11 protein-coding genes are annotated in these 12,485 nt (G+C 70.1%); all 11 read right to left on the bottom strand.

Features of this window, described 5'->3' with window-relative positions; genetic code table 11:
* The 11 genes from nuoL to ACFC1X_RS08920 are packed head-to-tail and all read right to left on the bottom strand — an operon-like array spanning window position 1 to window position 12,481.
* Window positions 1-1,965: an NADH-quinone oxidoreductase subunit L gene (gene nuoL, locus ACFC1X_RS08970; protein WP_376350187.1), complete on the bottom strand. Its 1,965-nt coding sequence runs from the start codon at window positions 1,963-1,965 to the stop codon at window positions 1-3.
* Window positions 1,966-1,979: 14 nt separating this feature from the next.
* The gene (gene nuoK / locus ACFC1X_RS08965) at window positions 1,980-2,279 is read right to left on the bottom strand and encodes an NADH-quinone oxidoreductase subunit NuoK (RefSeq protein ID WP_003974374.1); all 300 of its coding nucleotides are present in this window, start codon (window positions 2,277-2,279) and stop codon (window positions 1,980-1,982) included.
* Window positions 2,276-3,133, bottom strand: a complete 858-nt coding sequence (locus ACFC1X_RS08960) for an NADH-quinone oxidoreductase subunit J (protein WP_376350182.1) — start codon at window positions 3,131-3,133, stop codon at window positions 2,276-2,278. The genes nuoK and ACFC1X_RS08960 overlap by 4 nt, the downstream gene beginning before the upstream one ends.
* The gene (gene nuoI, locus ACFC1X_RS08955) at window positions 3,130-3,771 is read right to left on the bottom strand and encodes an NADH-quinone oxidoreductase subunit NuoI (protein WP_307014451.1); all 642 of its coding nucleotides are present in this window, start codon (window positions 3,769-3,771) and stop codon (window positions 3,130-3,132) included. Before nuoI ends, ACFC1X_RS08960 begins: the two co-directional genes overlap by 4 nt.
* Window positions 3,764-5,140 (bottom strand): NADH-quinone oxidoreductase subunit NuoH, encoded by a 1,377-nt coding sequence (gene nuoH, locus ACFC1X_RS08950; protein ID WP_376350179.1) that lies wholly within the window; start codon window positions 5,138-5,140, stop codon window positions 3,764-3,766. Before nuoH ends, nuoI begins: the two co-directional genes overlap by 8 nt.
* A complete protein-coding gene (locus ACFC1X_RS08945; RefSeq protein WP_376350176.1) occupies window positions 5,137-7,641 on the bottom strand; it encodes an NADH-quinone oxidoreductase subunit G in 2,505 nt (834 codons plus the stop codon). The genes nuoH and ACFC1X_RS08945 overlap by 4 nt, the downstream gene beginning before the upstream one ends.
* Window positions 7,638-8,990, bottom strand: a complete 1,353-nt coding sequence (gene nuoF, locus ACFC1X_RS08940; protein WP_206328600.1) for an NADH-quinone oxidoreductase subunit NuoF — start codon at window positions 8,988-8,990, stop codon at window positions 7,638-7,640. Before nuoF ends, ACFC1X_RS08945 begins: the two co-directional genes overlap by 4 nt.
* On the bottom strand, window positions 8,987-9,859 hold the full coding sequence (gene nuoE / locus ACFC1X_RS08935) for an NADH-quinone oxidoreductase subunit NuoE (protein WP_376350173.1): 873 nt from the start codon (window positions 9,857-9,859) through the stop codon (window positions 8,987-8,989). The genes nuoF and nuoE overlap by 4 nt, the downstream gene beginning before the upstream one ends.
* Window positions 9,856-11,178: an NADH-quinone oxidoreductase subunit D gene (locus ACFC1X_RS08930; RefSeq protein ID WP_376350170.1), complete on the bottom strand. Its 1,323-nt coding sequence runs from the start codon at window positions 11,176-11,178 to the stop codon at window positions 9,856-9,858. The genes nuoE and ACFC1X_RS08930 overlap by 4 nt, the downstream gene beginning before the upstream one ends.
* Window positions 11,175-11,930 (bottom strand): NADH-quinone oxidoreductase subunit C, encoded by a 756-nt coding sequence (locus ACFC1X_RS08925; RefSeq protein WP_376350167.1) that lies wholly within the window; start codon window positions 11,928-11,930, stop codon window positions 11,175-11,177. The genes ACFC1X_RS08930 and ACFC1X_RS08925 overlap by 4 nt, the downstream gene beginning before the upstream one ends.
* Window positions 11,927-12,481, bottom strand: a complete 555-nt coding sequence (locus tag ACFC1X_RS08920) for an NADH-quinone oxidoreductase subunit B family protein (protein ID WP_018528252.1) — start codon at window positions 12,479-12,481, stop codon at window positions 11,927-11,929. Before ACFC1X_RS08920 ends, ACFC1X_RS08925 begins: the two co-directional genes overlap by 4 nt.
* Between the last annotated feature and the right edge of the window lie 4 nt (window positions 12,482-12,485).

Here is a 12,485-nt window from a genome sequence, read left to right as displayed (position 1 = left end):
TCAGACCGCCCTCATCAGCAGGGTCGCGGCGACGAGGACCGCCGCACCGCCGAACATCGAGACCGCGTAACTGCGCGCGAACCCGTTCTGCAGCTTGCGCATCCGCCCGGACAGGCCGCCGACCGAGGCCGCCGTGCCGTTGACGACCCCGTCGACCAGGGTGTGGTCGACGTAGACCAGGGAGCGCGTGAGGTGCTCGCCGCCGCGGACCAGGACGACGTGGTTGAAGTCGTCCTGGAGCAGGTCGCGCCGGGCGGCCCGGGTGAGCAGCGACCCGCGCGGGGCGACGGCCGGGACCGGACGGCGCCCGTACTGCGCCCAGGCGACCGCGACACCGATCACCATCACGGCCACCGTGGAGAAGGTGACCGTCAGGGCGCTGATCGGCGCGTGTCCGTGGTCGTGCCCGGTGATGGGCTCCAGCCAGTGCACGAACCGGTCGCCGATGCTGAAGAACGCGCCGCCGAACACCGAGCCGACGGCCAGCACGATCATCGGGATCGTCATGATCTTCGGCGACTCGTGCGGGTGGGGCGGCGTGTACGCGCCGCGGGTTTCCGCCGCGGGCTCCACGTCGGGCGACGCGGGCGACGGCGTCGGGGCCTTGCGCCAGCGCTCCTCGCCGAAGAACGTCATCAGCATCACGCGCGTCATGTAGTACGCCGTGATGGCCGCGCCCAGCAGGGCGACGCCGCCGAGGATCCAGCCCTCGGTGCCGCCCTTGGCGAAGGCGGACTCGATGATCTTGTCCTTGGAGAAGAAGCCGGACAGTCCCGGGAAGCCGATGATGGCGAGGTAGCCGAGGCCGAAGGTGACGAAGGTGACCGGCATGTACTTGCGCAGTCCGCCGTAGCGGCGCATGTCGACCTCGTCGTTCATGCCGTGCATGACGGAACCCGCGCCGAGGAACAGCCCGGCCTTGAAGAAGCCGTGCGTCACCAGGTGCATGATCGCGAAGACGTAGCCGATGGGGCCGAGTCCGGCGGCCAGCACCATGTAGCCGATCTGCGACATGGTCGAACCGGCCAGCGCCTTCTTGATGTCGTCCTTGGCACAACCGACGATCGCACCGAAGAGCAGCGTGACCGCGCCCACGATGGCGACCACCAGCTGGGCGTCGGGCGCGCCGTTGAAGATCGCGCCGGAGCGGACGATCAGGTAGACGCCCGCGGTCACCATGGTCGCGGCGTGGATGAGGGCCGAGACCGGGGTCGGGCCCTCCATCGCGTCCCCGAGCCAGGACTGGAGCGGTACCTGGGCGGACTTGCCGCACGCGGCGAGCAGCAGCATCAGGGCGATCGCGGTGAGCTTGCCCTCGTCGGCCGAGCCCGCGAGCCCGGCCTCGCCCTCGCCGCCGAGCACCGGCCCGAAGGCGAAGGTGCCGAACCACAGGAACATCAGCATGATCGCGATGGACAGGCCCATGTCGCCGACGCGGTTGACCAGGAAGGCCTTCTTCGCGGCGGTGGCGGCGCTGGGCTTGTGCTGCCAGAAGCCGATCAGCAGGTAGGAGGCGAGTCCGACGCCCTCCCAGCCGACGTACAGCAGCAGGTAGTTGTCGGCGAGGACGAGCAGCAGCATCGCCGCGAGGAACAGGTTCAGATAGCCGAAGAAGCGGCGGCGGCGCTCGTCGTGCTCCATGTACGCGACCGAGTACAGGTGGATCAGCGAGCCGACGCCGGTGATCAGCAGGACGAACGTCATCGACAGCTGGTCGAGCCGGAAGGCGACGTCGGCCTGGAATCCCTCCACGGGGATCCAGCTGAACAGGTGCTGCGTCAGGGTGCGGTCCTCGGCGCCGCTGCCGAGCATGTCGGCGAAGAGGACGACGCCGATCACGAAGGACGCGGCCGCCAGCAGCGTGCCGATCCAGTGGCCGACGGCGTCGAGCCGGCGTCCGCCGCACAGCAGAACCGCAGCTCCGAGCAAGGGCGCCGCGACCAGCAGCGCAATCAGATTCTCCACGATTCAGCGACCCCTCACAGCTTCATCAGGCTGGCGTCGTCGACCGAGGCCGAGTGGCGGGAACGGAACAGGGACACGATGATCGCGAGCCCGACCACGACCTCCGCGGCGGCGACGACCATCGTGAAGAAGGCGATGATCTGGCCGTCGAGGTTGCCGTGCATGCGGGAGAAGGCGACGAACGCGAGGTTGCAGGCGTTGAGCATCAGCTCGATGCACATGAAGACCACGATCGCGTTGCGCCGGATCAGTACGCCGGTGGCGCCGATCGTGAACAACAGGGCCGCGAGGTACAGGTAGTTGACGGGGTTCACTTCGACGTCTCCTCGGACCGCTCGGAGTTGTCCGGCCCGGCCGCGCCGCGCTCCAGGCGCTCCCCGGCCCGTCGTTCCAGGGCCTTCAGGTCGCCCAGCGCCTGGGTCGACACGTCGCGGATCTGGCCCCGCTCGCGCAGCGTCTTGCTGACGGTCAGCTCGGACGGGGTGCCGTCGGGCAGCAGGCCCGCGATGTCGACCGCGTTGTGCCGGGCGTACACGCCGGGCGCCGGGAGCGGTGGCAGGTGCTTGCCCTCGCGGACGCGGCGCTCGGCCAGTTCGCGCTGGGTCGCCGCGCGTTCGGTGCGCTCGCGGTGGGTGAGCACCATGGCGCCGACGGCGGCGGTGATGAGCAGCGCGCCGGTGATCTCGAAGGCGAAGACGTACTTGGTGAAGATGAGGGAGGCGATGCCCTCCACGTTCCCGTTCGCGTTCGCCCGGGCGAGGCCGGTGGACTCCGAGACGGAGGCGTTGCCGATGCCGGCGACCAGCAGGATGCCGAAGCCGAGCCCGGACACCAGGGCCAGCCAGCGCTGGCCCTTGATGGTCTCCTTCAGGGAGTCCGCCGCGGTGACGCCGACGAGCATCACCACGAACAGGAACAGCATCATGACCGCGCCGGTGTAGACGACGATCTGCACGATGCCGAGGAAGTAGGCGCCGTTGGCGAGGTAGAACACCGCCAGGACGATCATGGTCCCGGCGAGGCAGAGCGCGCTGTGCACGGCCTTCCGCATGAAGACGGTGCACAGGGCGCCGATCACCGCGACCGTGCCGAGGATCCAGAACTGGACGGCCTCTCCGGTGGAGGTGCCGGCGGAGAGAGTCACCGCGGCGGCGAGCTGCGCGCTCATCGGCGGATCACCTTCTCCGACGCCGGTTCGGTCCCGCCGAAGGTCGAGTCGCCCTCCTGGACGACCTCGCCCTCGGAGTGCGCGACCTGCTGCTCGGTGCCGGGGGCCGCCTCGGTCACCAGGCCCCGGTAGTAGTCCTGCTCGTCCGTGCCCGGGTAGATGGCGTGGGGCGAGTCGACCATGCCCTCCTCCAGGCCGGCCAGCAGCTGGTCCTTGGTGAAGATGAGGTTGGCGCGGCTGGAGTCGGCCAGTTCGAACTCGTTGGTCATCGTCAGCGCGCGCGTGGGGCACGCCTCGATGCACAGGCCGCACAGGATGCAGCGGGCGTAGTTGATCTGGTAGACGCGGCCGTACCGCTCGCCCGGCGAGTAGCGCTCCTCGTCGGTGTTGTCCGCGCCCTCCACGTAGATGGCGTCCGCGGGGCAGGCCCAGGCGCACAGTTCGCACCCGACGCACTTCTCCAGGCCGTCCGGATGGCGGTTGAGCTGGTGCCGTCCGTGGAAGCGCGGAGCGGTGGTCTTCTGCTGCTCCGGGTACTGCTCGGTCAGCCGCTTCTTGAACATGGCCTTGAAGGTCACGCCGAAGCCGGCCACGGGGTTCTGGAAACCGGGGTTGGTCTCCTTGGGTTCCTCAGCCATCGGACGCCTCCTTTCCATCCGTAGATCCGCCCGCAGGCCCGTCACTCTGAGTATCGGGCCCACCACTGACAATCAGCTCCCGCTCCCGGCGCGGGCGGCGTCGTGGCACCGGCGGCAACTCCTGTCCGGGCATCGGCGGTACGGGGAATCCGCCGGCCATCGGGTCGAAGGCGGCGGGCTCCTCGACGGGCTCCTCGGCCCGCTTGCCCTTCTCGCGGAAGATGTCCACGACGAAGGACAACAGCAGCAGGGCCAGGACGCCGCCGCCGATGTAGAGGGCGATGTCGGCGAAGTCGTAGTTCTCGTTCCGGAGCGCCCGCACGGTCGCGACCAGCATCAGCCAGACCAGGGAGACCGGGATGAGGACCTTCCAGCCGAGCTTCATCAACTGGTCGTAGCGCACGCGCGGGAGCGTGCCGCGCAGCCAGATGAAGAAGAACAGCAGCAACTGGACCTTGACCGTGAACCAGAGCAGCGGCCACCAGCCGTGGTTGGCGCCCTCCCAGAAGGTGCTGACCGGCCACGGGGCCCGCCAGCCGCCCAGGAACAGCGTGGTGGCGACCGCCGAGACGGTCACCATGTTCACGTACTCGGCGAGCATGAACATCGCGAACTTGATCGACGAGTACTCGGTGTTGAAGCCGCCCACCAGGTCGCCCTCGGACTCCGGCATGTCGAAGGGGGCGCGGTTGGTCTCGCCGATCATCGTGACGACGTAGAGGATGAAGGAGACCGGCAGCAGCACGATGTACCAGCGGTCGTCCTGCTGCGCGACGATCTCCGACGTGGACATCGACCCGGAGTAGAGGAAGACCGAGGCGAACGCGGCGCCCATCGCGATCTCGTAGGAGATCATCTGCGCGCAGGACCGCAGCCCGCCTAGGAGCGGGTACGTCGATCCGGAGCTCCAGCCCGCCAGCACGATGCCGTAGATGCCGACCGAGGCGACCGCCAGGATGAACAGCATGGCGATCGGCAGGTCGGTGAGCTGCATCGCGGTGCGGTGGCCGAAGATCGAGACCTCGTTGCCGGCCGGGCCGAAGGGGATCACGGCGATCGCCATGAAGGCCGGGATGGCCGCGACGATCGGCGCGAGGACGTACACCGCCTTGTCGGCGCGCTTGACGATCAGGTCTTCCTTGAGCATCAGCTTGATGCCGTCGGCGAGCGACTGGAGCATGCCCCAGGGGCCGTGCCGGTTCGGGCCGATGCGCAGCTGCATCCAGGCGACGACCTTGCGCTCCCACACGATGGAGAACAGCACGGTCACCATCAGGAAGGCGAAGCAGAACACCGCCTTGATGACGACCAGCCACCAGGGGTCGGTGCCGAACATCGAGAGGTCTTCAGCGGCGAGGTACGGGCTCATGCCTCCACCTCCTTGGGGGCCTCGCCGGCGGGCGCCGCCGGACCGATGCGGACGAGGGACCCGGGCAGCACCCCGGCGTCGGAGGCGACGCCCGTGCCGGCCGAGTTCAGCGGGAGCCAGACCACCCGGTCGGGCATCTCGGTGACCTGGAGCGGGAGGGCGACGGCCCCGGCGGGGCCGGTCACGGCCAGCAGGTCGCCGTCCTTGACGCCGGCCTCCGCGGCCGTGGCGGCCGACACGCGCGCGTGCGCGGCGTGCCTGGTGCCGGCCAGCGCCTCGTCGCCCACCTGGAGCAGGCCCTGGTCGAGCAGCAGCCGGTGCCCGGCCAGTACGGCCTCACCGGCGGCCGGGCGCGGCAGCGCGCTCGCGGTCTGCAGCGGCTCGCCGGCCCGCGCCCCGCCCCATGCAGCGAGCCGGTCGATCTCCGCGCGCGTGGTGCGCAGATCCGGCAGGCCGAGGTGTACGTCCATGGCGTCGGCCAGCATCTGCAGGACGCGGCCGTCGGTGGGCGCGAGGCGGCGGGTCATCTGGTCGGGCTTGAGCGCGGCCGCGAAGAAGCGCGCCCGGCCCTCCCAGTTGAGGAAGGTGCCCGGCTTCTCGGCGACCGCGGCGACGGGCAGGACCACGTCGGCGCGTTCGGTGACCTCGCTGGGCCGCAGCTCCAGCGACACCACGAAACCGGCCTCGTCGAGCGCCGCACGCGCGCGTGCCGGGTCGGGCAGGTCGGCGACCTCCACGCCCGCCACCAGCAGCGCCTGGAGTTCGCCCCGGGCCGCGGCCTCGACGATCTCGCCGGTGTCCCGGCCGTAGCGGTGCGGGAGGTCGGCCAGGCCCCAGACCGCGGCGACCTCCTCACGCGCGCGCGGGTCGGTCGCCGGGCGGCCACCGGGCAGCAGCGACGGCAGCGCACCCGCCTCGATCGCGCCGCGCTCCCCGGCCCGGCGCGGGATCCACACCAGCCGGGCGCCGGTCGCGGCGGCCGTCCGTACGGCGGAGGTCAGACCCCCGGCCACGGAGGCCAGCCGCTCACCGACGACGATCACGGCACCCTCGGCGCGCAGCGCCTCGGCCGCCTGGCCGCCGCCGTCCTCCAGTCCGACGCCGCTCGCGAGGGCGTCCAGCCACTCGGTCTCGGTGCCGGGAGCGGCGGGAAGCAGCGTGCCGCCGGCCTTCTCCAGGCCCCGGGTGGCGTGCGTGGCCAGCGAGAAGACCTTCTGCCCGTGCCCCCGCCAGGCCTTCCGCAGCCGCAGGAAGACGCCGGGCGCCTCCTCCTCGGCCTCGAACCCGACCAGCAGGACGGCGGGCGCCTTCTCCAGCGCGGTGTAGGTGACGCCCGTACCGTCCAGGTCGCGGCCGCGTCCGGCGATCCGGGCGGCCAGGAAGTCGGCCTCCTCGGCGCTGTGCACGCGCGCGCGGAAGTCGATGTCGTTGGTGTCGAGCGCCACGCGCGCGAACTTGCTGTAGGTGTACGCGTCCTCGACGGTGAGCCGGCCGCCGGTCAGCACGCCGGTGCGGCCCCTGGAGGCAAGCAGCCCCTGCGCGGCGATCTGCAGGGCCTCCGGCCACGAGGCCGGCTCCAGGTCGCCCTCCGCGTTGCGCACCAGGGGCGTGGTCAGCCGGTCCCGCTGCTGCGCGTACCGGAACCCGAAGCGCCCCTTGTCGCAGATCCACTCCTCGTTGACCTCGGGCTCGTTGGCCGCGAGGCGCCGCATGACCTTGCCGCGCCGGTGGTCGGTGCGGGTCGCGCAACCGCCGGAGCAGTGCTCGCAGACCGACGGCGAGGAGATCAGGTCGAAGGGGCGGGAGCGGAACCGGTACGCCGCCGAGGTGAGCGCGCCGACCGGGCAGATCTGGATGGTGTTGCCGGAGAAGTACGACTCGAAGGGGTCGCCCTCGCCGGTGCCGACCTGCTGGAGCGCGCCCCGCTCGATCAGCTCGATCATCGGGTCGCCCGCGATCTGGTTGGAGAACCGGGTGCAGCGGGCGCAGAGCACGCAGCGCTCCCGGTCGAGCAGCACCTGCGTGGAGATGGGCACGGGCTTCTCGTACGTCCGCTTCTTGCCCTCGAAGCGGGACTCGGACTGGCCGTGCGACATCGCCTGGTTCTGCAGCGGGCACTCGCCGCCCTTGTCGCAGACCGGGCAGTCCAGCGGGTGGTTGATGAGCAGCAGCTCCATCACCCCGTACTGGGCCTTCTCGGCGACGGGCGAGGTGAGCTGGGTCTTGACCACCATGCCGTCGGTGCAGGTGATGGTGCAGGACGCCATCGGCTTGCGCTGGCCCTCGACCTCGACGATGCACTGCCGGCAGGCGCCGGCCGGGTCGAGGAGAGGGTGGTCGCAGAAGCGCGGGATCTCGATGCCGAGCTGTTCGGCGGCCCGGATGACCAGGGTGCCCTTGGGCACGCTGATCTCGGCGCCGTCGATCGTGAGCGACACGAGGTCCTCGGGCGGGACCGCAGCCTCTCCTCCGCCGGAGGGAGCGCTGGTGGTCACAGTCATGCGTTCACCTCCGTACGGTGGTCGGCCCAGGCCGTCGACTTGGCCGGGTCGAAGGGGCAGCCGCGGCCCGTGATGTGCTGCTCGTACTCCTCGCGGAAGTACTTGAGCGAGGAGAAGATCGGCGAGGCGGCGCCGTCGCCGAGGGCGCAGAACGACTTGCCGTTGATGTTGTCGGCGATGTCGTTCAGCTTGTCGAGGTCGGACATCACGCCCTTGCCGGCCTCGATGTCGCGCAGCAACTGCACGAGCCAGTACGTGCCCTCACGGCAGGGGGTGCACTTGCCGCAGGACTCGTGGGCGTAGAACTCGGTCCAGCGGGTGACGGCGCGCACGACGCAGGTCGTCTCGTCGAAGCACTGGAGCGCCTTGGTGCCGAGCATGGAACCCGCGGCGCCCACTCCCTCGTAGTCGAGGGGGACGTCGAGGTGCTCGTCGGTGAACATCGGCGTCGAGGAGCCGCCCGGTGTCCAGAACTTCAGCCGGTGGCCGGGCCGCATGCCGCCGCTCATGTCGAGGAGCTGGCGCAGCGTGATGCCGAGCGGGGCCTCGTACTGGCCGGGACCCGCCACGTGGCCGCTGAGCGAGTACAGCGTGAAGCCCGGGGACTTCTCGCTGCCCATCGACCTGAACCACTCCTTGCCCTTGTTGAGGATCGCGGGAACGGAAGCGATCGACTCGACGTTATTCACCACAGTCGGGCACGCGTAGAGGCCCGCGACGGCAGGGAAGGGGGGACGGAGCCGCGGTTGACCCCGGCGGCCTTCGAGCGAGTCGAGCAGTGCGGTCTCCTCACCGCAGATGTACGCGCCCGCGCCCGCGTGCACGGTGATGTCGAGGTCGAGTCCGCTGCCCAGGATGTTCTCGCCGAGGAAGCCGGCCGCGTAGGCCTCGCGCACGGCCTCGTGCAACCGCCGCAGTACCGGTACGACTTCACCACGCAGGTAGATGAAGGCGTGCGACGACCTGATGGCGTAGCACGCGATGATCATGCCCTCGATGAGGCTGTGCGGGTTCGCGAAGAGGAGCGGGATGTCCTTGCAGGTCCCCGGCTCCGATTCGTCGGCGTTGACAACAAGATAGTGAGGCTTGCCGTCACCCTGGGGAATGAACTGCCACTTCATGCCCGTCGGGAAGCCGGCGCCGCCGCGTCCACGCAGACCGGACTCCTTGACGTACGCGATCAGGTCGTCCGGCGCCATCGCCAGCGCCTTGCGGAGCCCCTCGTACCCTTCGTGCCTCCGGTAGACGTCCAGAGTCCAGGACTCGTCCTCGTCCCAGAAGGCCGACAGCACGGGTGCGAGCAGCTTCTCCGGGCTGCTGCCCTTGATCTCGGCTGCCACGGTCATCACTCCCCCTCCTCGGCGGTAGGCCCTGCCGGGTTGGCCGGGTCGGACGCCGACGTGTCCTGCGGCGCGTCGTGCGAGCTGAGGTGTTCCGTCGGTGACGGCTCGTGCACGTCCCGGTCCGGCGCGGCGTCGTGCGGTCCGCCGTCCCGCGGGTGCACCACGCGCGCGGCGGCCGTCTCGCCCTTGGCCAGCTTCAGGCCGGCCAGGGAGGCGGGGCCCGCGCTGCCGCCGGCCGCGACGGCGCCGTCCCGCTCGTCGGGGAAGCCCGCCAGGATCCGGGCGGTCTCCTTGAAGGTGCACAGCGGCGCGCCGCGCGTGGGCGTCACCTGCCGTCCCGCGCGCAGGTCGTCGACGAGGGCACGGGCGCTCGCCGGGGTCTGGTCGTCGAAGAACTCCCAGTTGACCATCACGACCGGCGCGAAGTCGCAGGCCGCGTTGCACTCGATGTGCTCCAGGGTGACCTTGCCGTCCTCGGTGGTCTCGCCGTTGCCGACGCCCAGGTGCTCCTGGAGGGACTCGAAGATGGCGTCGCCGCCCATGACCGCGCACAGCGTGTTGGTGCAGACGCCGACCTGGTAGTCGCCGCTCGGCCGGCGCCGGTACATGGAGTAGAAGGTGGCGACCGCGGTGACCTCGGCGGTGGTGAGGCCCAGCATGTCCGCGCAGAACCGCATGCCGGTGCGCGTGACGTACCCCTCCTCCGCCTGCACGAGGTGCAGCAGCGGCAGGAGGGCGGACCGGGAGTCCGGGTAGCGCGCGACGATCTCGCGCGCGTCGGTCTCCAGCCGGGCCCGGACGTCGTCCGGGTAGGCGGGCGCGGGCAGCTCCGGCATGCCCAGGCTGACGCCCCGCTCCGAAGAAGAGGTGGTCACCGGTCGACGCCTCCCATCACGGGGTCGATGGAGGCCACCGCGACGATGACGTCGGCGACCTGGCCGCCCTCGCACATCGCCGCCATGGCCTGAAGGTTGGTGAAGGACGGGTCGCGGAAGTGGACCCGGAAGGGGCGGGTGCCGCCGTCGGAGACGACGTGCACCCCCAGCTCGCCCTTGGGCGACTCGACGGCCGCGTACGCCTGTCCCGGCGGCACCCGGAAGCCCTCGGTGACCAGCTTGAAGTGGTGGATCAGGGCCTCCATGGAAGTGCCCATGATCTTCTTGATGTGGTCGAGGGAGTTGCCGAGTCCGTCCGGTCCCAGGGCGAGCTGGGCGGGCCAGGCGATCTTCTTGTCGGCGACCATGACCGGGCCGGGCTCCAGCCGGTCCAGGCACTGCTCGACGATCCTGAGCGACTGGCGCATCTCCTCCAGCCGGATCAGGAAGCGGCCGTAGGAGTCGCAGGTGTCGGCGGTCGGGACGTCGAAGTCGTACGTCTCGTAGCCGCAGTAGGGCTGGCTCTTGCGCAGGTCGTGCGGCAGGCCGGTGGACCTGAGCACCGGGCCGGTGGCGCCGAGGGCCATGCAGCCGGACAGGTCGAGGTAGCCGACGTCCTGCATGCGGCCCTTGAAGATGGGGTTCCCGGTGGCGAGCTTGTCGTACTCCGGGAGGTTCTTCTTCATCTTCTTCACGAGCTCGCGCATCTGGTCCACCGCGCCGGGCGGCAGGTCCTGGGCGAGCCCGCCGGGGCGGATGTACGCGTGGTTCATCCGGAGGCCGGTGATCAGCTCGAAGACGTCGAGAATCAGTTCACGATCGCGGAAGCCGTAGATCATGATCGTGGTGGCGCCCAGCTCCATGCCGCCGGTGGCGATGCACACCAGGTGCGAGGAGAGCCGGTTCAGCTCCATCAGCAGGACGCGGATGATCGTGGCCCGGTCCGGGATCTGGTCCTCGACGCCGAGGAGCTTCTCGACGCCCAGGCAGTACGCCGTCTCGTTGAAGAACGGCGTCAGGTAGTCCATGCGCGTCACGAAGGTGGTGCCCTGCGTCCAGGTCCGGTACTCGAGGTTCTTCTCGATGCCGGTGTGCAGGTAGCCGATGCCGCAGCGGGCCTCGCTGACCGTCTCGCCGTCGATCTCCAGGATCAGGCGGAGCACGCCGTGCGTGGACGGGTGCTGCGGGCCCATGTTGACGACGATGCGCTCGTCGTCGGCGCGGGCGGCGGACTGGACGACTTCGTCCCAGTCACCGCCGGTGACCGTGTAGACGGTGCCCTCGGTGGTCTCCCTGGGGGAGGCGTGTGAAGTGCTCACGAGTACGACCTCCGCTGGTCCGGAGCCGGGATCTGGGCGCCCTTGTACTCGACGGGGATGCCGCCGAGGGGATAGTCCTTGCGCTGCGGAAAGCCCTGCCAGTCGTCCGGCATCATGATCCGCGTCAGGGCCGGGTGATCGTCGAAGACGATGCCGAAGAAGTCGTAGGTCTCCCGCTCGTGCCAGTCGTTCGTCGGATAGACGGCGACCAGCGACGGAATGTGCGGGTCCGCGTCGGGGGCGCTGACTTCGAGGCGGATCAGCCGGTTGTGGGTGATCGAGCGCAGGTGGTAGACGGCGTGCAGCTCGCGGCCCTTGTCGTGCAGGTAGTGCACGCCGCTGACGCCGGTGCACAGCTCGAAGCGCAGGGCCGGGTCGTCGCGCAGGGTGCGGGCGACGCGGACCAGGTGCTCGCGCTCGATGTGGAAGGTCAGCTCGTCGCGGTCGACGACCGTCTTCTCGATGGCGTTGCCGGGGAGCAGTCCCTGCTCCTCCAGCGCCCCCTCCAGCTCGTCGGCGACCTCGTCGAACCAGCCGCCGTAGGGCCTGCTCGCCGGGCCGGGGAGGCGGACGGAGCGGACCAGGCCGCCGTAGCCGGAGGTGTCGCCGCCGTTGTTGGCGCCGAACATGCCGCGCTGGACGCGGATCTCCTCGCCGCCCTGGCCGCGCTGGCCCGGCAGGTTCTCCGCGGAGAGGTCCTTCTCGGGGTTCACCCCGTTCGCGTCACCCGGGGTGTTGTTGGCGTCGCTCACCGCAGCAGCCCCTTCATCTCGATCGTGGGCAGGGCCTTGAGCGCCGCTTCCTCCGCCTCGCGGGCCGCTTCCTCCGCGTTCACCCCGAGCTTGGAGCTCTGGATCTTCTGGTGGAGCTTGAGGATGGCGTCCATCAGCATCTCCGGCCGCGGCGGGCAGCCGGGGAGATAGATGTCGACCGGGACGATGTGGTCGACGCCCTGGACGATGGCGTAGTTGTTGAACATGCCGCCCGAGGAGGCGCAGACCCCCATGGAGATCACCCATTTCGGGTTCGGCATCTGGTCGTAGACCTGCCGCAGCACCGGCGCCATCTTCTGGCTGACCCGGCCCGCGACGATCATCAGGTCCGCCTGCCGCGGCGAGCCGCGGAAGACCTCCATGCCGAAGCGCGCCAGGTCGTAGCGGCCGGCGCCGGTGGTCATCATCTCGATGGCACAGCAGGCGAGGCCGAACGTGGCAGGGAAGACGGACGACTTGCGCACCCAGCCCGCGGCCTGCTCGACGGTGGTCAGCAGGAAGCCGCTCGGCAGTTTTTCTTCGAGTCCCATGTCA

This window comes from Streptomyces sp. NPDC056128 (assembly GCF_042263835.1).
GTDB lineage: Bacteria > Actinomycetota > Actinomycetes > Streptomycetales > Streptomycetaceae > Streptomyces.
The sequence above is the reverse complement of the archived record's forward strand: the minus strand, read 5'-3'. Positions and strand labels throughout refer to the sequence as shown.

What these genes read in the sequence shown, in the direction of transcription:
- ACFC1X_RS08960 (WP_376350182.1), bottom strand. Translation starts at nt 3,133, where the DNA reads ATGAGCGCGCAGCTCGCCGCCGCGGTGACTCTCTCCGCCGGCACCTCC.
- nuoI (WP_307014451.1), bottom strand. Translation starts at nt 3,771, where the DNA reads ATGGCTGAGGAACCCAAGGAGACCAACCCCGGTTTCCAGAACCCCGTG.
- nuoH (WP_376350179.1), bottom strand. Translation starts at nt 5,140, where the DNA reads ATGAGCCCGTACCTCGCCGCTGAAGACCTCTCGATGTTCGGCACCGAC.
- ACFC1X_RS08945 (WP_376350176.1), bottom strand. Translation starts at nt 7,641, where the DNA reads ATGACTGTGACCACCAGCGCTCCCTCCGGCGGAGGAGAGGCTGCGGTC.
- ACFC1X_RS08920 (WP_018528252.1), bottom strand. Translation starts at nt 12,481, where the DNA reads ATGGGACTCGAAGAAAAACTGCCGAGCGGCTTCCTGCTGACCACCGTC.